The organism is Vibrio sp. EJY3 (genome assembly GCF_000241385.1).
Classification (GTDB): Bacteria; Pseudomonadota; Gammaproteobacteria; order Enterobacterales; family Vibrionaceae; genus Vibrio; species Vibrio natriegens.
Genome location: NC_016614.1, coordinates 1,273,623 through 1,292,850, shown reverse-complemented (window position 1 = coordinate 1,292,850; position 19,228 = coordinate 1,273,623). Strand labels below are relative to the sequence as shown.

At 45.5% G+C, this 19,228-nt stretch carries 13 protein-coding genes; 9 read left to right on the top strand and 4 right to left on the bottom strand.

What is annotated here, in order from left to right; genetic code table 11:
• The first annotated feature begins 1 nt into the window (after position 1).
• From VEJY3_RS21625 to VEJY3_RS21610, 4 genes are all read left to right on the top strand, one after another.
• Positions 2-3,019 (top strand): sarcosine oxidase subunit alpha, encoded by a 3,018-nt coding sequence (locus VEJY3_RS21625; protein ID WP_014234560.1) that lies wholly within the window; start codon positions 2-4, stop codon positions 3,017-3,019.
• Entirely contained in the window at positions 3,012-3,680 is a 669-nt protein-coding gene (locus VEJY3_RS21620) for a sarcosine oxidase subunit gamma (protein ID WP_014234559.1), read from the top strand. The genes VEJY3_RS21625 and VEJY3_RS21620 overlap by 8 nt, the downstream gene beginning before the upstream one ends.
• Positions 3,681-3,746: 66 nt before the next feature.
• The gene (gene purU, locus VEJY3_RS21615; RefSeq protein ID WP_014234558.1) at positions 3,747-4,613 is read left to right on the top strand and encodes a formyltetrahydrofolate deformylase; all 867 of its coding nucleotides are present in this window, start codon (positions 3,747-3,749) and stop codon (positions 4,611-4,613) included.
• Positions 4,614-4,628: 15 nt separating this feature from the next.
• Entirely contained in the window at positions 4,629-6,008 is a 1,380-nt protein-coding gene (locus VEJY3_RS21610) for an L-serine ammonia-lyase (protein WP_014234557.1), read from the top strand.
• A gap of 118 nt (positions 6,009-6,126) precedes the next feature.
• On the opposite strand, the gene VEJY3_RS21605 is transcribed toward VEJY3_RS21610, so the two are convergent.
• Both VEJY3_RS21605 and VEJY3_RS21600 read right to left on the bottom strand, forming a co-directional pair.
• A complete protein-coding gene (locus VEJY3_RS21605) occupies positions 6,127-7,173 on the bottom strand; it encodes a GlxA family transcriptional regulator (protein ID WP_014234556.1) in 1,047 nt (348 codons plus the stop codon).
• Positions 7,174-7,402: 229 nt separating this feature from the next.
• Positions 7,403-8,515, bottom strand: a complete 1,113-nt coding sequence (locus VEJY3_RS21600) for an MBL fold metallo-hydrolase (protein WP_014234555.1) — start codon at positions 8,513-8,515, stop codon at positions 7,403-7,405.
• Between the two features lie 462 nt (positions 8,516-8,977).
• Between VEJY3_RS21600 and VEJY3_RS21595 the strand changes: the two genes are divergently transcribed.
• Positions 8,978-10,021, top strand: a complete 1,044-nt coding sequence (locus VEJY3_RS21595) for an NAD(P)-dependent alcohol dehydrogenase (protein ID WP_014234554.1) — start codon at positions 8,978-8,980, stop codon at positions 10,019-10,021.
• An 82-nt stretch (positions 10,022-10,103) separates the two neighbouring features.
• Here the strand turns inward: VEJY3_RS21595 and VEJY3_RS21590 are convergent, their stop codons facing one another.
• On the bottom strand, positions 10,104-11,273 hold the full coding sequence (locus VEJY3_RS21590; protein ID WP_014234553.1) for an iron-containing alcohol dehydrogenase: 1,170 nt from the start codon (positions 11,271-11,273) through the stop codon (positions 10,104-10,106).
• 821 nt (positions 11,274-12,094) lie between these two features.
• On the opposite strand from VEJY3_RS21590, the gene galE reads away from it, so the two are divergent.
• From galE to galK, 3 genes are all read left to right on the top strand, one after another.
• The gene (galE, locus tag VEJY3_RS21585; protein WP_014234552.1) at positions 12,095-13,105 is read left to right on the top strand and encodes a UDP-glucose 4-epimerase GalE; all 1,011 of its coding nucleotides are present in this window, start codon (positions 12,095-12,097) and stop codon (positions 13,103-13,105) included.
• A 55-nt stretch (positions 13,106-13,160) separates the two neighbouring features.
• Positions 13,161-14,213, top strand: a complete 1,053-nt coding sequence (locus VEJY3_RS21580; protein ID WP_041170419.1) for a UDP-glucose--hexose-1-phosphate uridylyltransferase — start codon at positions 13,161-13,163, stop codon at positions 14,211-14,213.
• 210 nt (positions 14,214-14,423) lie between these two features.
• Positions 14,424-15,584, top strand: a complete 1,161-nt coding sequence (gene galK / locus VEJY3_RS21575; RefSeq protein ID WP_014234551.1) for a galactokinase — start codon at positions 14,424-14,426, stop codon at positions 15,582-15,584.
• A gap of 296 nt (positions 15,585-15,880) precedes the next feature.
• On the opposite strand, the gene VEJY3_RS21570 is transcribed toward galK, so the two are convergent.
• Entirely contained in the window at positions 15,881-16,780 is a 900-nt protein-coding gene (locus VEJY3_RS21570) for a helix-turn-helix domain-containing protein (protein ID WP_014234550.1), read from the bottom strand.
• Between the two features lie 293 nt (positions 16,781-17,073).
• Here VEJY3_RS21570 and VEJY3_RS21565 point away from each other — a divergent pair, with 293 nt between their 5' ends.
• Entirely contained in the window at positions 17,074-19,191 is a 2,118-nt protein-coding gene (locus VEJY3_RS21565; RefSeq protein WP_014234549.1) for an alpha-galactosidase, read from the top strand.
• Positions 19,192-19,228 lie beyond the last annotated feature (37 nt).

The window sequence follows — 19,228 nt, the reverse complement described above, 5'->3', positions numbered from 1 at the left end:
GATGACACAAGTAAATCGTATTTCATCACAAAGTCGAGTTGACCAGTCGAAGTCAATCAATTTTGAATTCAATGGTAAGTCGTACCCAGGCTACGCGGGTGACACACTGGCTTCAGCGCTATTGGCAAATGGTGTTGATGTTGTTGGCCGTAGTTTTAAATACAGTCGTCCTCGCGGCATCATCGCAGCAGGTGCAGAAGAGCCAAATGCAATCTTCCAGCTTGGTGCGACAGAAGCGACGCAGGTTCCTAACATTCGTGCGACTCAGCAAGAGCTTTACGATGGTCTTGTTTGTCAGTCAACCAATGGCTGGCCGAATGTTGATAAAGATGTAATGGGCGTTTTAGGTAAAGTCGGCGGCGGCATGATGCCTCCAGGCTTTTACTACAAAACCTTCATGTACCCAAAATCAATGTGGGAAACCTACGAAAAATACATTCGTAGCGCTGCGGGATTAGGTCGCTCACCACTAGAGAACGACCCTGACCGTTACGAAAACATCAACCAACACTGCGACGTTTTAGTTGTTGGCGCAGGCCCTGCAGGTCTAATGGCTGCATTAACAGCAGCACGCAGCGGTGCTCGCGTAATTCTTGCAGACGAACAAAGTGAGATGGGCGGCAACCTACTAAACACTAAAGAACAAGTAGATAACCGACCAGCGACTCAGTGGGTGCAAGAGGTTCTGGCTGAGCTGGAAGCATGTCCGGAAGTGAAGTTACTACCTCGCTCAACTGTGAACGGCTACCATGACCATAACTTCTTAACTATCCACGAGCGTTGTACTGATCACCTTACTGATTTAGCGCCTAAGCATACTGCTCGTCAGCGTTTGCATCGCGTTCGTGCGAAATGGGTAGTGTTGGCATCAGGCTCTCACGAGCGCCCACTTGTATTTGGTAACAACGATCTACCAGGCAGCATGCTTTGTAGCGCTGTATCGACATACATCAACCGCTACTCAGTGGTTCCAGGTCAAAGCCTTGTGGTTATGACGACGAATGACAGTGGCTACCAGACAGCATTGGATTGGCATAGCGCAGGTCGTAAAGTTAAAGCGGTTGTTGATACCCGAGCAAATGCGGACAGTGCAATCATCCAGAGCGTGATTAAAGCGGGAATCCGTGTCATTAAAGGCTCTGCGGTTGTTGAAGCACTGGGAAGCAAACGTGTGACTGGGGTACGTATTAATAAACTCGATGCGAGCGGTAAGAAAGTTGAAGACTCAAGCGAGACAATACAAGTAGATACGGTTGCAACATCTGGCGGCTACAGCCCAGCAGTGCACCTATCTTGTCACACTGGCAGCCGTCCAGTATGGAACGAAGAAGTTATCGGTTTTGTTCCAGGTGAAACAAAACAGAAGCAATTGATTGCAGGTGCGATTAACGGCAATTTCACCACTAAAGGTGCGATGCAAGAGGGTATTGAAGCGGGTAATAAAGCGATTCAAGAACTAGGTCTGAGTGCAGTGGATGTTACGCTTCCAAAGACTAATGAGTTACCAGTCGCGAAACCAATGGCATTGTTCCATATTCCGCACCCTAAAAAGACGTCGAAAGCACCGAAACAGTTTGTGGATTTCCAAAACGATGTAACAGCGGCTGGTATTGAACTAGCATGTCGTGAAGGTTTTGAGTCAATCGAACACGTTAAACGTTACACAGCGATGGGCTTTGGTACTGACCAAGGTAAGCTAGGTAACATTAACGGTATGGCTATCGCCGCTAACGCGCTGAACAAGTCAATTCCAGAAACAGGTACGACGATTTTCCGTCCAAACTACACGCCGGTTACCTTTGGCGCGATTGCGGGACGTAACTGTAAAGAGCTGTTTGACCCTAAACGTTACACCGCAATGCATCAGTGGCACTTGGACAATGGCGCATTGTTTGAAGATGTTGGTCAATGGAAACGTCCATGGTACTTTCCTAAAGCGGCAGAGACCATGCAACAAGCTCTCGACCGTGAGTGTCTCGCAGTACGTAACTCTGTCGGCATTCTGGACGCATCAACACTTGGTAAGATCGATATTCAAGGTAAAGACGCGCGTGAATTCTTAGGCCGTATTTACAGCAACGCTTGGGCAAAACTGCCAGTTGGTAAATGTCGCTACGGTTTGATGTGTGGTGAAGACGGTATGGTGTTCGACGATGGTGTTACGTCATGTCTTGGCGAAAACCATTTCTTGATGACGACAACGACTGGCGGTGCTGCACGCGTACTTGAGTGGCTTGAGCTTTACCATCAAACAGAATGGCCGGAGCTGGAAGTGTATTTTACTTCGGTTACCGATCACTGGGCGACAGCAACAATTTCAGGTCCAAACAGCCGCAAGCTGCTCCAAGAGCTGACAGATTGCGACCTAAGCAAAGATAACTTCGCGTTTATGGACTGGAAACAAGCTACGGTTGCTGGTGTACCAGCGCGTATCTTCCGTATCTCTTTCACTGGCGAACTGTCATTCGAAATCAACGTTCAGGCAAACTACGGCCTACACGTTTGGAAGAAGTTGATGGAACACGGTGCGAAATACGACATCACGCCTTACGGTACTGAAACTATGCACATCTTGCGTGCAGAAAAAGGTTTCATTATCGCAGGTCAGGATACAGACGGAAGTGTTCACCCTTACGATTTAGGTATGGGATGGTGCGTCGCGAACAGCAAACCATTCAGCTTTATCGGTAAACGAGGCATGGCACGTGAAGACTGTGTAAGAGAAAACCGTAAACAACTGGTTGGCTTGAAAACCATCGACCCGAATGTCGTTATTCCTGAAGGTTCACAAGGTGTTCTCGATCCAAATGCGCCGATTCCTGTGCCAATGGTTGGACATATTACGTCTAGCTACTGGAGTGCAAACCTGAATCGCAGTATCGCGATGGGCTTTGTAAAAGGTGGTCTGGACCGCATGGGCGAAAAGGTTTACTACCCACAAGTAGACGGTACCGTGATTGAAGCTGAAATCTGCAGCACTGTATTTTTGGATCCAAAGGGAGAGCGCCAAAATGTCTGATACAACATTGATTGAACAAGAAAACAAACAACCATTGGTTGACCTAATGAACCAGGTTCCTGGTGGAGAAATTTTCGGTGAATCTCCTTTGCATCATGCAGAGTTCGATAAATTGGCAAGTATGCCGCCAGATCGTCAAGGTGTGGTTCTTAAAGAAGTGAAGTTGATGGGGCATCTAACATTACGATGCAATCCAGAAAATGAAGAAATGCTCAAAACAGTGTCTTCAATTCTTGGCTTCTCACTACCACTTGAACCGTTGACATCAACGTCGAAAGGCGACTTTGCCGCTCGTTGGTTAGCGCCGGATGAATGGTTGATTACGGTTCCAGGACTAGCAGCATTTGACGTGGAATCAGCGTTTCGTGAGCAAATGAAGGGTCATTACTCTCTGGTTAACGGTAGCGGCGGTTCAACGATTCTAGAGCTCTCTGGTACTCATGCTGTTGATGTTCTGAAAAAGTCGACGCCGATTGATGTTCACTTGAAGGAATTCCCAGTTGGCAAAGTTGTGTCAACCGTATTTGCGAAAAGTGGCGCGATCATTCGTCGCCTTGAAGAAGATAAGTTCGAGTTGGTTGTTCGCCGTAGCTTCTCTGACTACCTATGGTTGTGGATTCAAGATGCAAGCCTAGAGTTTGGTCTGTCAATCGCTAAGTAAAGAGCTAGCTAAGTTGTAATCGAGCCGGTACGGGATGTACCGGCTATACCATGAGTAGAGGGAACTATGGAAAATTCAACACAAACTTGGATTCTTACCGCACATTGTCCGAGTGTAAGCGGCACTGTTGACGTCGTTACGCGTTATTTGGCGAGCGTTGGTCATTACATCAATGAAATCCAGTCTTTTGATGACAGAGCAACAGGGCAGTTTTTTATTCGTATTGAGTTTATTCCTGCTGAACCAGATTTTGATCCGCAGCAATTTGACTCAGAGTTTGGTGTAAGAGCGAAAGATTTCTCAATGGAGTGGAATCTGACTGCCTCTGGTCAACGCATGCGTATGGCTATCCTGGTTTCAAAATATGATCACTGTCTGAACGATTTGCTTTATCGCTATCGTACTGGTCAGTTAAATGTTGAAGTGCCGGTTATCATCTCAAACCATCCAGATTTGGAAGACTTGGCGAAGTGGCACGGTATTCCTTACCACCATCTGCCGATTACTCCTGAGACCAAGCCAGAGCAGGAAGCGGAAATTGTTCGCTTGTTAGATGAATACGACATCGAATTGGTCGTACTGGCGCGCTACATGCAGATTCTTTCTCCTTGGCTTTGTGAACGCTTAAGTGGACGCGCAATCAATATCCATCACTCCCTGTTACCAGGCTTTAAAGGTGCACGTCCGTACCACCAAGCATGGGAAAAAGGCGTGAAGATGGTAGGTGCAACGGCTCACTACGTAAACAACGATTTGGACGAAGGTCCGATCATCTCTCAAGGGCTTCAGGAAGTAGGGCATGCTCACTATCCAGAAGATTTGATTGCTAAAGGTCAGGATGTTGAACGAATCACGTTGTTTAATGCTGTAAAACATCATGTTGAGAGACGGGTATTTTTATCCGGTACTCGCACAATTATTCTAAGCCATTGATAGGAGTAGCAAGGGATGTCTATCAGTGTTTTCGATTTGTTTAAAATTGGCGTTGGGCCATCAAGTTCCCATACTGTTGGACCTATGGTTGCCGCCAATCGATTTGCCAATGAGTTAGATGAGTTAAATTTCTTAGAATCGACTCAGCGAATCGTGGTTAAGTTAATGGGCTCCTTGAGTGCGACTGGCGTTGGCCATGGCACGGATTCTGCCATTGTCGTTGGCCTAATGGGAGAGCTACCGGATACCGTTGATACGGCAACGATCCCTGTCATCACACAGGAATTAAAGCAAGGTGGTGACTTATGGCTAAAACGTAAAAAACTGGTCCCTTTTGACTGGTCAAACGACATGAAGTTCTTGCGTGAAGTCCATCCTTATCACCCGAACGCAATGGAACTCATCGCCATCGACGAATCCGGTCATACGCTATACCGAAACGTTTATTTTTCTGTGGGTGGTGGCTTCATTTTAGATAAGAAAGAAGCGCTGTCTGAGACCTCTGCGGCGGATTCTGTCGCGCTACCGTATGATTTCAATAGCGGTGAAGAACTTCTCCAGCTATGCCAGAAAAACCAAATGAGTATCAGTGAACTGATGCTGGAAAATGAAAAGGTTTGGCGTTCAGAACAGGAGATCAGAGACGGATTGCTGAATATCTGGTACGCGATGAAGTCTTGTATCTCTAACGGCCTCAGTGCTGAGGGTGTGTTACCAGGCGGGCTAAACGTTAAACGCCGTGCAAAGAAACTATTCGACTCGCTTGTCTATTGTGCCAACCCGAATGTCATTAGCTCCACACTTAGCGGCATGGATTGGGTCAATTTATACGCGTTAGCCGTTAACGAAGAAAATGCAGCTGGTGGTCGAATGGTAACGGCACCGACAAACGGCGCGGCGGGCATCATTCCAGCCGTATTAATGTACTTCAAAGAATTCACGCCGAATTGTTCTGATGAGCAGGTGGTTGATTTTCTTCTAACGGCCGCTGCGATAGGTATTCTTTGTAAGAAGAATGCGTCTATCTCTGGTGCGGAAGTGGGTTGCCAGGGTGAAGTGGGCTCTGCTTGTGCCATGGCTGCTGCGGGTGTTTGTGCCGTTCTAGGGGGAACGCCACTACAAATTGAAAACGCAGCAGAAATCGGCTTAGAGCATAATCTTGGATTGACCTGTGATCCGGTCGGCGGACTTGTTCAGGTGCCTTGCATCGAACGTAATGCGATCGCTGCAATGAAGGCTATCAATGCAGCTCAAATGGCATTGCGTGGAGACGGAGAGCACTTTGTGTCTCTGGATAAAGTTATCAAAACAATGCGCGATACTGGCCTGGATATGCAGGATAAATACAAAGAAACATCAACAGGTGGCTTAGCTGTTAATGTGATTGAGTGTTGATATTTTCTATCTCTCGTCCTTGGTGTTGACACTCACTTACTAAGCCAAAGAAGACACAGCGGGCTCTGTGTCTTCTTTTTTTATTGCTAGCTTCCATTTTTTATTGGAACTTGACTGGTTAGCGTGTCGAATGCGTTGAGTTTTTGTTCTTCATATTTTGACGCAGTTGAGTCGGGGTGTAACCAAAGAAGTCTTTAAAACAGTTACTGAAGTGGCTGCTACTCACAAAGCCACAGCTCAAGCCAATCTGAATAATAGGTTCTTTATTCTTTTCCAACTCTTTATGAGCAGCTAACAAACGTAGCTTCAGATAATACCTCGATGGCGAGATATCGAGATGGGTTTGAAATAGCCGTTCTAGCTGTCTGCGAGACATCGATAAAAATCGCGCGAGTTCGTCGGGCGTTAAAGGCTCTTCAATGTTTGATTCCATCAGGACAATGGCATCTTGCAGTGCCTCGGGGCGGGCCAGAGTATCGACTGACGGCTTATTCGGCTGGCTGTGTAAAATTGTTTGTCTTCCTTCTGACGCTTGATCACAGCTTAAGATCTCGCGTACTGCCCGCACTAACTTCTGATCAAATTTTGCCTCAATAATACTCAGCATCATCTCCATGGCACTATTTGGTCCCGCACAGCTAGCACGATTGGCCGACACTTCATACGTGTGGGAGGATAATTCCAGAGCAGGGAAAGTGGTATGAATAAACTGATGACTGTTAGGGTGCACAGCGGAAGCGGTATTTTCTTCAATGGCGTTCGCATGAGCTAATGCAACGGTCCCATTCCAAATGCTGCCTAGATTGATCTTTTGATTGTTGGCAGAGGTCAGGCATTCCGTTAGTGGCTGGGATGCTTGCGTACTGCAACGATAACCGCCACACACAAACAGCCAATCCAGTGAGCCTCTTTTGTGTAGATTTAGCGACTCAACCGTTGCATCTGTTGCGATATCGATGCCTATATCACTCAATACTTTACGCGAATCGATACCAAAGGTTTGAATCTGAAATAAGCTGGTTTCATGGACTAGGTTTGCCGTAATAAGCGCATCCATGGCAGCAGTAAATGCCATAAGAGAAAAATGTGGTTGGAGAATAAAACCGATTCTGATTGGTTCAGGACAAGGATTACGCTCAATAGATTGCGGCTTTTTTTCCTGCATTTACTTCTCACTTTCTCTTAGGTTGGGGCATACGTTTGGATATGGATATTATTCCTATATTTAGGCATAAATATCTCCCGACGGCTAATCACTTTGACTTAGATTGTGAAGGTGTGTGAATGGGAGTCACATAAGTGTTTTCATGTTTGGATGAATCAATCCCGGATAGTCGAGAATATAAAAGAAACCGCATCAGGCAAAGCTTAACACGGTTTTTTTGTGATTGGATTTAGTGGCTTGGCTTGTCATTCCACCACTGCTTGGATGGCGTTTGGAGTAGGTTAGAGAACTCCGTCGCTTCACCAATTAATGGCGTAAACAATTGATATGGTTTATCTGAGCTCAATGCAGCAATGCGATTGAATGGTTCTCTCCAGTCATGCTGAGCGAGAGTAAATCGGCCAACATGAGCAGGCAGCAGTGCTTTTGCATTAAGGTCTAAAGAGGCTTGAGCAGCTTCATCAGGTGTCATGTGAATATATGGCCATCTAGGATCATATTGGCCCATATCAAGAGCGACTAAATCAAACTCGCCGAACTTGTCGCCGATTTCCTGAAAGTGGGGACCATAACCTGAATCTCCACCCAGCAGAATTCGTCTGTCTTGAGATTCTAAAACAAAGCCACCCCAAAGAGTCTTATTGTTACCAAACCCTCGTCCCGAGTAGTGTCGTGCTGGGACGCAGTGAATCGTTAAGGCGTCATCCAACACGAGAGAACCATACCAATCTGATTCATTGATTTGATCGACGGAGTATCCCCATTTTTCGAAATGAGCGCCAATACCTAAAGGTACAAAAATTTTATCCACCTTGGATTGAAGCGCAGTGACAGTGTCGTAGTCTAAGTGGTCCCAGTGATCGTGAGTGATCAGCAGTATGTCAATTTCTGGTAGTTCCTCACTGTTGTAAAGTGAGGTGCCGTCAAAAGCGGGTATAGCAAAGGAAACAGGGGAGGCATAAGGGCTAAACACTGGGTCAACTAAAATACGTTTGCCTGACAACTGCACGTAAAATGACGAGTGGCCGAGCCAGATGATGACGTCTTTTTCTCGTGGAAGCGATTTAATGTCCGTCTTAGTACTTGGTAGTACATGGTTTGGACGAAGGTTCTGCGCAGAACTAAAAATGTTGCTGACAATGATAGAAAGCTTACTTTCACCTTCCTTCAGTACCGGGGTGGTTATTTGATTGTGGAACCTGTTGTTCGTATAGTTCGGTGAACGTGAAATTTGTTCCAGCCTTTCATCTTGCGGCTCTGCCCCAAATCGACTCTGCTGCATGAAGGTACAACCGCCTAAGATCAGCAGTACGCCAATGACGATGACACTTGTATAAATCATTGTTCGCTTCTTTCTCATTCTCTTTCTAACTATTTCAATCCGCTTTTGGCAAAGAGGTTAAGGTCAGGCCGTAAAATCTCTCAAGAAATGAATGTACCGAGCACTTGTCATTTCAGGTAGCAGGATAGTACGAAATGCTTGCCTATTAGTCCTAAGTAAAGAGGTTGTGCGAGCTGTGCCTGATTCAAATTATGAACATTTTTTGTCTCAGGGATCGATATGCGTGATAAGTCGTAAATTAAGTTGATGGTCACGGGATAAGAATGTGTTTTGTGCGCAGACTACACTATATGAATGATTATCGTTGAGCCTCGCTTAATCTGAAGCCCCGTGATTACTATCGAGCAAGGATAAAAGATTATCGGGCAAGAACTGTGATCTCTAAGTGTATAAGGTGATAGTGATGACTTGTGACTGATAGTCATCCTAAATTAGCAATAGAGAATAAAAGGATATTGTGACATGAAAACAATTGGGTACGCGGCACAATCAGAAAATACGGATCTTGTACCATATCATTTCGAACGCAGAGAGTTACGTCCAAATGATGTCGCGATTGAAATAACCTATTGTGGTGTATGCCACTCAGATTTACATACCGTTAATGGTGACTGGGGACCTCAACCATATCCACTGGTTCCTGGCCACGAAATTGTTGGTATCGTTACCTCGGTAGGTGCGGAAGCATCTCGATACAAAGTAGGTGACCGCGTTGCCGTCGGTTGTATGGTGGATAGTTGTCAGGAATGTGACCACTGCCACGACAGCGAAGAACAGTACTGCCGCAACGGCATGACGCCGACTTACGGTGCACCAGATCGTCATACCGGTGAAATCACTCAAGGTGGTTACTCTAAACACATCGTGGTTCGTGAAGAGTTTGTATTAAGCATTCCAGACTCGTTGGATATGTCTCGTACCGCGCCAATTCTTTGTGCAGGTATTACAACATACTCACCACTACGTACTTGGAACGTAACTGAAGGTTCGCGAGTTGGCGTCATTGGTTTGGGCGGTCTGGGCCATATGGCAGTTAAACTTGCTGTGGCAATGGGCGCTGAAGTAACGGTAATCAGCCGTACAACAAGCAAGGAAGAGCAAGCAAAAGCATTGGGAGCTAAAGCTATCCTGGCGTCAACAGACGAGCAGGCAATGCAAGCTGCGGCTTCTTCGTTCGATCTCATCATCGATACAGTACCAACCAAGCATGATGTCAACCTATACACGCCATTGTTGGATCTAGACGGATCACTTGTCATTGTTGGTCAGGTTGGTCCATTAGACGAGCTAATGAGCGTGCCTCTAGTATTTGGTCGTCGTCGCGTTGCTGGTTCGTTGATCGGCGGTATCGCTGAAACGCAAGAACTTCTGGATTTTTGTGCTGATCATGACATCTACCCAGAATGCGAAATGATCAAAATGAATGAAATTAACGATGCATTTAAGCAGCTCGCTTCTGGTGATTTAGCGCATCGATTTGTTATCGATATGTCTTCATTAGGCTAATCAATTAACTTCGCAAAAGATTAAAAAAGAAAAAGCGAGCTATGAAGCTCGCTTTTTAGTTTCAGCTAGTCAGGAAAGACCGTTAGAAACAATCTTCCAGAATGCTCAGGACTTCTTCAGTGGTCAGTTTTTTGTAACCGTTGCCAATGATGATGGTAGATTCTGCAATTTTAGGTAGCATCTCTTTGGTTGCTCCCAGCTCTTGCAGAGAAGTAACAATGCCACACTCTTTAGTGAATGCTTCTAGTGCATCAATACCTGCAAGTGCAATTTCTTCTTTGGTTTTGCCTTCAGTTGATACGCCCCAAACTTGTGTTGCGTAACGTACGAATTTGTCTAAACCAAATTTGTAGATTAGGCGGTAGTAAGGCAGAGATACTGCAGCCAGACCCATACCGTGCGCACAGTCTGTGTAAGCACCTAGTTGGTGCTCGATCATGTGAACCTGCCAATCCTGAGTTTTAGAAAGACCAGTAATTGTATTCAGCGCTAAAGTTGCGTTCCACATGATGTTACTGCGAGCTTCGTAATCTTCTGGATCTTTCAGAGCTACACGTAGATTATCGATTGAAGATTTTAGTAAGCTTTCAATAACATAGTCTGTTGTGTTTGCACCTTGATCAGAGAAGTATTGCTCCATCAGGTGAGACATAGTGTCAAATACACCACTTACCATTTGGTATTGAGATACAGTAAACGTGTATTCTGGGTTCAGGATAGAAAACTTAGGGTACGCAACTGGCGGGAATACACGGCCCGCTTTGTTTTTCGTTTCTTCATGAGTGATCACTGAACCACCGTTCATTTCTGAACCAGTACCTACCATAGTAAGAATAGAAGCAACAGGCACGACTTCGTTTGAGATGTCTTGCCATTCTACCCAGTATTTTTGGAATGGGTCAGCATCGGTACAGTGTGCTGACACTGAGATACCTTTCGCACAGTCAACAACTGAACCACCACCAACAGCAAGAATAAGGTCTACGTTGTGCTCACGAACAAGCTCAACACCTTCCATCATTTTCGCATAAGTAGGGTTAGGCATAACACCAGACAGCTCAACGACTTTTTTACCTGCAGCTGTCAGGCTAGCGATGACTTTATCGTAAAGACCGTTTGATTTAATCGCGTTGCGTCCGTAGACCAACATAACCGTTTCGCCGTAGTTTGGCAGTTCGCTGTCTAGTTTTGCTAAAGAATCTTTACCAAAGTGAATGGTTGTTGGGTTGTAGTATGAGAAGTCTAATTGCATGGTCACATCCTTCTAAGGAGTTAGCACTTATGATTTATGGTCGCAAAACCAGACAGTCACAAGCCGTTTGTTTTTCGCTCACAACTTGAATCGCAAACGTGTTTAATATAGGGCGTATTTTAGAAGAGGATAGGATTTTCGTGAATGTCGGATCGTCTCTGAGTATTGCCTATTATTCCAATTGTTGATCTCGAAAAAAATAAATCGACAAATTAAGTCTTTCTGATTGTGTTTTAACCTATTGAAATATAATGATTATATTTCACCCTCATGCATTTCCTATTGTTTGAAAGTTGGTTTTGAATTGCTTAATAGTAAGTGATTATTGAATAAATAAACCTTAATTTAATTATGGAAAATAGCAGGCGAGGCGGAGAGATTTACGGAGCTTGAGAGAGGCTTCCATCGGTTTTTTGTCAGCAGAGGAGTATGCCTTTTTCTGCTTCTCTTGGCTGATCTATTGCTTGTTCAAGGCAAACTGCAATCAAATGGTAACGATTACACTATTGCCGTGGTTTTTAAATTATTCATCTAAGTTGAATTTTTGATTCAGTTAGATTGAGACTTGATAAATCCTGATGGATGTCAATATATCTAGATTCTAGGCGTAACTCCTCTCTGTAAGGTCAAACTATTTTCTTTTTTGAAATTTGTGGAAACGTTTACACTAATTTGAGTTTGATCACGGATCTAAATCGGTTTTGGTTGATAGAATTTTAATCAGCGAAGAATTGGGCGTATCGACTTGGTGTGAATAACGCTGGCTCAGTGAGCATCAGGTCCGGTAACGAGCAGGAAGCAGCAACAGCGGAGAAGTAAAAGTGAGAGTACTTGTCACAGGTGGTATGGGTTACATCGGCAGTCACACATGCGTTCAGATGATTGAGGCAGGCATGGAGCCCATCATTGTCGATAACTTGTGTAACGCCAAAACAGAAGTATTGAGCCGTATTGAAGCGCTAACTGGCAAACAGCCAACTTTTTATCAAGGCGATATTCGTGATGAAGCGTTTTTGGATTCGGTATTCGCTGAGCATGATATCCAAGCGGTCATTCACTTTGCAGGTCTGAAAGCGGTAGGTGAGTCAGTCGTCAAGCCATTGGAATATTACGATAACAATGTCAATGGCTCATTGGTGTTGGCGCGTAGTATGCGTAAAGCGGGTGTGAAGAGCATCGTATTCAGTTCCTCAGCAACCGTCTACGGTGATCCAGAAATCGTTCCGATCACAGAAGACTCACCAACAGGTGCAACCACTAACCCATACGGTCGTAGTAAACACATGGTGGAAGCGTGTTTGAGTGATTTGTTCAATGCTGAAAGCGATTGGAGCATAACTTTGCTGCGCTACTTTAATCCTGTTGGCGCGCATCCATCAGGCACCATGGGCGAAGACCCGCAAGGCATTCCAAACAACTTGATGCCGTTTATTGCACAAGTCGCGGTTGGTCGTCGTGAAAAGCTCTCCGTGTTTGGTAACGACTACCCAACGCCGGACGGTACAGGTGTGCGTGATTACGTCCATGTAATGGACCTGGCTGATGGCCACATTGCAGCACTGAAAGCTGTGGGGCAGAAAGCGGGCTTGCACACATACAACCTAGGGACAGGTAAAGGTTCTAGCGTACTTGAAATGGTGGAAGCTTTCGGTGCCGCCTGCGGTAAACCTGTGCCTTACGAATTGTGCCCGCGTCGTCCGGGTGATATCGCCGAATGTTGGGCGAGCACAGACAAGGCAGAGCGCGAGCTTGGTTGGAAAGCAACACGCAGCGTTTCTGAAATGACTGCCGATACTTGGAATTGGCAATCTAACAACCCACAAGGTTACTAATTTTCATCCGGTGCAGTGCGTCGGACTAGTAAGAAGAATAAGTTGAGTAAGTAAAATGTCGAACGTTGAATTTAACCCAGTGGATCACCCACACCGCCGTTACAACCCACTAACGGGTCAATGGATTTTAGTTTCACCACACCGTGCAAAACGTCCTTGGAGTGGGGCGGATGAGAAAGCTGCGATTGATGAGCTACCAAGCTACGATGAGAAGTGTTTCCTGTGTCCGACAAATGAGCGTATCTCTGGCGATGTTAACCCAGATTATCAGGGCACGTACGTGTTTAATAACGATTTCGCTGCTCTGATGGTGGATTCACCAGATGCGCCAGAATCAGCCAACCCACTATTCAAAACCCAAGGTGTACGCGGTTTGAGCCGAGTGATTTGTTTCTCTCCTGACCACAGCAAAACCTTACCTGAACTACCGGCAGACAAAATCCGTGGCGTGATTGATACGTGGAACGAGCAAATTGAAGAGCTAGGTAAAGAGTATGTTTGGGTCCAAGCGTTTGAGAATAAGGGTGAAACCATGGGCTGTTCTCAGCCTCACCCACATGGTCAAATCTGGGCGAACAGTTTCTTACCAAATGAGATTGAACGTAAAGAGCAAAACCTAAAGGCTTACTACCAGGAACACGGTAGCAACCTGCTGGTGGATTACGTACAAGCTGAGCTAAAAGATGGCTCCCGTATCGTCGTTGAAACCGAGCATTGGTTGGCGGTTGTCCCTTACTGGGCGGCGTGGCCATTCGAAACCATGCTGCTACCCAAAACACACATTCGCCGTATGAGCGAGTTAAGTAATGAGCAGCGTGACGACTTGGCGGTAGCGATCAAAAAGCTGACCAGCCGTTATGACAATCTATTCCAATGTTCTTTCCCTTACTCAATGGGTTGGCACTACGCCCCGTTCTTTGAAGAAGGCACAGACATCGACCATTGGCAGCTTCACGCACTGTTCTACCCGCCACTATTACGTAGCGCGACAGTTCGTAAGTTTATGGTGGGTTACGAAATGCTGGCCGAAAGCCAACGTGACTTAACCGCAGAGCAAGCGGCACAGCGTCTGCGTGATGTAAGTGATTTGCACTACAAAGAACAGTAACCCCGTCATATTTGAAACCGCAGCGTTGTTGCCTGCATAAATCCACCGGATCGCCGGCCGCCCTAATCACATAGGAAATCTATGCTCATAGGGCTGAATTTACTTGTCGCCTAGCTGCAATTCCAAATATTTAGGGCTTAACAAAATTTTCTCGGACTATCTGCCAGTTAAAGAGAAATTGAAAAGAATTTATGAGATTAGGAATTCAATATGTCTGATTTAATCCAAAATGTGAAAGCGTCTTTTGAGAACGTGTTGGGCTATGCGCCAAGCCACATTATCCAAGCACCTGGTCGTGTAAACCTGATTGGTGAACACACAGACTACAACGATGGTTTTGTTCTGCCATGTGCAATTAACTATCAAACGGTTGTTGCGGCAGCAAAGCGTGAAGACAACCTAGTACGCGTGGTATCGGTTGATTACGATAACGCGGTTGATGAATTCGATATCACTCAAGAAATCATATTCCAAGAAGACAAAATGTGGGCAAACTACATTCGCGGTGTCGTGAAGTGCCTGTTGGCTCGTGGCTACCAGTTTACCGGTGCTGATATCTCTGTCAGCGGCAATGTTCCTCAAGGTGCGGGGTTGAGTTCATCAGCGGCACTGGAAGTCGTGATTGGTCAGACGTTCAAAGTGCTCTTCAACCTGGAAATAAGCCAGGCGGAAATCGCATTAAATGGTCAGCAAGCCGAGAACGAATTTGTTGGTTGTAACTGCGGCATCATGGATCAAATGATTTCGGCAGAAGGCCGTGAAAACCACGCCATGCTATTGGATTGTCGCAGTCTGGAAACACAAGCGGTTTCTATGCCTGAGGACATGGCAGTCGTGATCATCAACTCGAATAAAAAACGTGGCTTGGTAGACAGCGAATACAACACTCGTCGTGAGCAATGTGAAGAAGCGGCGCGCATCTTTGGTGTTAAAGCTCTGCGCGATGTCACCATTGAGCAGTTCAACGAGAAAGTTTCTGAGTTGGATGAATTGGTGGCAAAACGTGCACGTCACGTGATCACTGAAAACGATCGCACAGTCGAAGCGGCAAAAGCGCTCCGTTCGCATGATATTAAACGAATGAGTGAACTGATGGCTCAGTCTCATGCATCAATGCGTGATGATTTCGAAATTACCGTCAAAGAAATCGACCTCCTAGTTGAGATGGTGAAAGAAGTGATTGGCGAAGAAGGAGGCGTGCGCATGACCGGTGGTGGCTTCGGTGGCTGTATCGTCTCTCTCGTTCCACCTGCATTGGTGGACAAGGTGAAATCGACGGTAGAAGCTAAATATGAAGCTGCGACAGGTTTAAAAGCATCGATTTATGTGTGCAAAGCAAAAGATGGTGCAGGTCTGGTTGAGGCGTTGTAAGCAGCTAGAGCAAGTGATGACGCAAACACCTCGATTAACGAGTGTTTTCTAGCCGTTTGCGTTTTATAGAACATCTGGGGTGGGCGATATGCCCACTTTTTTGTTTTTTTGAAAGGTACGGAGGTGACCAAGGTACCTACCGTATTCACTCTTGGAATTACCAGTACGCGTCGGTGGAACTTGGCTTGTCGTTCATCAATTTGGTTTCTATAACGTGATACAGAGACTTTGATGGCTTAACGAGAGTACTCTCATCGACTAGCAACGGAGACGAAAGCGAAAAGGATCTAAGCTACTTAGATTATTTGAGTTTCTGACCTAAATTGTTGGGGAGTTAAACCTGTATGGCTCTTAAACGCAGCAAAAAAGGAACCGGGGTGCTTAAAGCCACTATCATTAGCGATATTCTTTATTGGATTTCGAGTGTTACTCAATAAGACTTTGGCGTGGTTGATGCGCATAATAATTAAATACTGTTTTATTGAGACACTCAGCATATTCTTAAATAGCCCCATGGCATATTTTGGATGCAGTTTTACATGGGCAGCAATGTCATCGACTTTGATGTCTTTGTTGTGGTTTTTAGCAATATAATCGAGCATGAGCTGCACGTTTTTATAACCCGTATCATTTGGGTGGCGAGAGGAGCCGTTACGCAGAAAGCTGAACATTTCCACATTATAGTCGAATGAGCAGAGGCGGCGTAACATTAACCAGACCTCGTCACTGACGATTCCACTTCTCACATTACTGTCACTGTGATAGCAGTTTAGCCAACGGTTACTTTCGGCAAGGCTGACAACCCCATCTATTTGAGACGTAATAACCCCGCCATGCATGACTTGCTGGACAAACTCTTGGGGTAACACCCAACCGAGAAATGCACTTAAAGGTATATTGATGATGCCAAGCAGAGCGTCGTCACTAACTTTACTCACTCGATGTGGCGTCACCGCCCAAAATACCGCCATTTCTCCGGCCGATATTTGCACGTTGGCATTATTAATCGCGTATTCGAGCGTTCCTTTATGCAATACATTGATTTCTACTTGCTGGTGCCAATGGTAGTCCGCCATGTAAAAAGGTTTGCGCTGCTCAAAACTCAACTCGGTGTCGACATCAATTAGAGGTGCTGAGCGCATATCATTGACTAAATAGCTGATGTTTTCAGACTGAAATACTTCTAATTTATGCATGTAAATTTGTCCAAGTAGCGTTTGATTGGGTGCCATAAAGTAAGTTTTCGAGGTAAGACTATCAGATGGTGCTTATTTGAAATGTGATCTGTATTGGCTTTGTGGTCTTGTTTATAGGGGGTTGTGAGGTTTTATGCTTGGTGTGGAATATGCCTTTTGGTTTTGCTTTTTATCTAAAGACTCTTAAAAGGTAAGGTTTGGTGACGTGGGTGTTTATTTCGATTTGATGACAAAAGAAGAGTCGTTTAATTTGACTGCAAGTTAATCGTTTGCCACATGTCGAGTAAGATGGAATGAAAGAAAAAAAGTTAGTTGAGTTAAGCGGAACGGAGTCCCAACTTATTATTGAGGTTGGTGACTTTGCAGAAATTCTACACTGGGGTAAGAAACTAAGTGGCAGTCTAGAAAACTTTCGCTCCGCTTTGCATCGTCCTGTACCTCATGGACGCTTAGATAAAGACGTAGCCATGACAACGTTACCTGAACTTGGTCGTGGTGTATTCAGCAGCCCGGGTTTAGAAGGTCACCGCAATGGTCAGGACTGGGCACCAGTATTCTTCTTAAAAAGTATTCAACAATGTGATAACCAAATCAGTCTTACGAGCGAAGATGAACGTGCTGGTTTGCAACTGTTGACGGAAATTTGCTTAGATGAATTTGATGTGGTTAAAACTCGTCATACCTTAACTAACCTAAAGTCCGGGCAATATTTCGTCAATCGCTTTGCTAACTCAATGCCATTACCTGTAAGAGTTAATGAGCTGATGACGTTCCACGGCCGTTGGGCAAGAGAATTCCAAACACAACGTCAGCCACTACTTCATAACGGATATCAGCAAGAGAACAGACGCGGCAGAACTTCCCATGAACACTATCCTGCAATGGTTGCTGGTACGTCTAACTTCAGTGAGACCCACGGCGATGTTTGGGGATTCCACTTTGCTTGGAGCGGTAACCATCGATTACGTGCCGATGTAAAAACGGATGGTCGTCGTATGATGCAAGCTGAAGTGATCTATTTTCCTGGAGAAGTCGCGCTGGAAAAAGGGGAAAGCATTGCTACGCCATGGTTGTATGCAAGTTACAGTGAGAACGGACTCAATGAGATGAGTCATCAATTCCATTCGCATGTAAGACACTCGATCATCGCGGAAGACTTTCAGAAGAAGTTACGTCCGGTGCATTTGAATACATGGGAAGGGATCTATTTCGACCACGATCCTGAATACATCATGGAAATGGCCTCGCAAGCAGCAGAAATGGGAGTGGAGCGTTTTATCATTGATGACGGATGGTTCAGAGGTCGCGATGATGACACAGCGGCATTAGGGGATTGGTTCTTGGATGAGCGCAAATACCCAAATGGCCTTGAGCCAGTTGTCGATCACGTTAATGCATTAGGCATGGAATTTGGTTTGTGGTTTGAGCCAGAAATGATCAATAAAGACTCAGATTTATACCGCGAACATCCGGATTGGCTACTTGCTGTCGATGGTTATGACCAACCGACAGGCAGACATCAACATGTTATTGATTTGCAAAACGATGATGCGTTCAACTTCTTATACGAACGATTGGATCATTTCTTAAGCACCTACAATATTCGCTACATCAAGTGGGATATGAACCGAGAAATCGTTCAGCCGGCGCATGATGGTGTGGCATCTGGACGCAAGCAGACAGAGCGTTACTACCAGTTGGTCGATAAGGTAAGAGCCAAATTCCCTCACGTCAGTATTGAGTCCTGCGCGGGCGGCGGTGGCCGTATTGATTACGAAATTTTGAAACGAACTGACCGCTTCTGGCCCTCGGATAATAACGATGCGTTAGAAAGGCAAGGGATCCAGCGTGGTATGAGTTACTTCTTCCCGCCAGAAGTGATGGGCAGCCATATTGGATCTGATAAATGTCATTGTACTCGCCGCCGTCATAGTATTGAGTTCCGTGGATTGACGGCACTGTTTGGCCATATGGGAATAGAGCTTGATCCGGTGAAAGAAGATAGTGATGAAAAAGCGAACTTTGCTCGTTATGTCGCGCTACACAAGCAGTTACGTGATCTGTTACATACTGGGAAAATGTGGCGTACCCCGACCGATGATAGCTCGCATCAGATAATGTCAGTCGTATCGGAAGATCAATCCGAAGCGGTTGTGATGGTTGCTCAATTGGATATGCCAACACATTCACTAAGTGGCAACCTGAGAATATTAGGCTTGGATGATTCAGCAACTTACCGTATTTATGTTTTGGACGCGCCGGCAAATTACAACGACATTGTCGTATTCCAGCCGCCTTGGACTGAAGCTGGTTGCGAACTCAGTGGTGAGTGGTGCAAAGAGGTTGGTTTAAGCATGCCGCTACTCGATCCAGAAACTGCGATGTTAATTAAAGTCGAGAAGATAAATTGATTCGGTATCTCGGATAAATAAAACGGCTTTGGCTATC

Coding starts and splice junctions, on each gene's coding strand:
- VEJY3_RS21625 (WP_014234560.1), top strand. CDS start 2: ATGACACAAGTAAATCGTATTTCATCACAAAGTCGAGTTGACCAGTCG.
- VEJY3_RS21620 (WP_014234559.1), top strand. CDS start 3,012: ATGTCTGATACAACATTGATTGAACAAGAAAACAAACAACCATTGGTT.
- purU (WP_014234558.1), top strand. CDS start 3,747: ATGGAAAATTCAACACAAACTTGGATTCTTACCGCACATTGTCCGAGT.
- VEJY3_RS21610 (WP_014234557.1), top strand. CDS start 4,629: ATGTCTATCAGTGTTTTCGATTTGTTTAAAATTGGCGTTGGGCCATCA.
- VEJY3_RS21605 (WP_014234556.1), bottom strand. CDS start 7,173: ATGCAGGAAAAAAAGCCGCAATCTATTGAGCGTAATCCTTGTCCTGAA.
- VEJY3_RS21600 (WP_014234555.1), bottom strand. CDS start 8,515: ATGATTTATACAAGTGTCATCGTCATTGGCGTACTGCTGATCTTAGGC.
- VEJY3_RS21595 (WP_014234554.1), top strand. CDS start 8,978: ATGAAAACAATTGGGTACGCGGCACAATCAGAAAATACGGATCTTGTA.
- VEJY3_RS21590 (WP_014234553.1), bottom strand. CDS start 11,273: ATGCAATTAGACTTCTCATACTACAACCCAACAACCATTCACTTTGGT.
- VEJY3_RS21580 (WP_041170419.1), top strand. CDS start 13,161: ATGTCGAACGTTGAATTTAACCCAGTGGATCACCCACACCGCCGTTAC.
- galK (WP_014234551.1), top strand. CDS start 14,424: ATGTCTGATTTAATCCAAAATGTGAAAGCGTCTTTTGAGAACGTGTTG.
- VEJY3_RS21570 (WP_014234550.1), bottom strand. CDS start 16,780: ATGCATAAATTAGAAGTATTTCAGTCTGAAAACATCAGCTATTTAGTC.
- VEJY3_RS21565 (WP_014234549.1), top strand. CDS start 17,074: ATGAAAGAAAAAAAGTTAGTTGAGTTAAGCGGAACGGAGTCCCAACTT.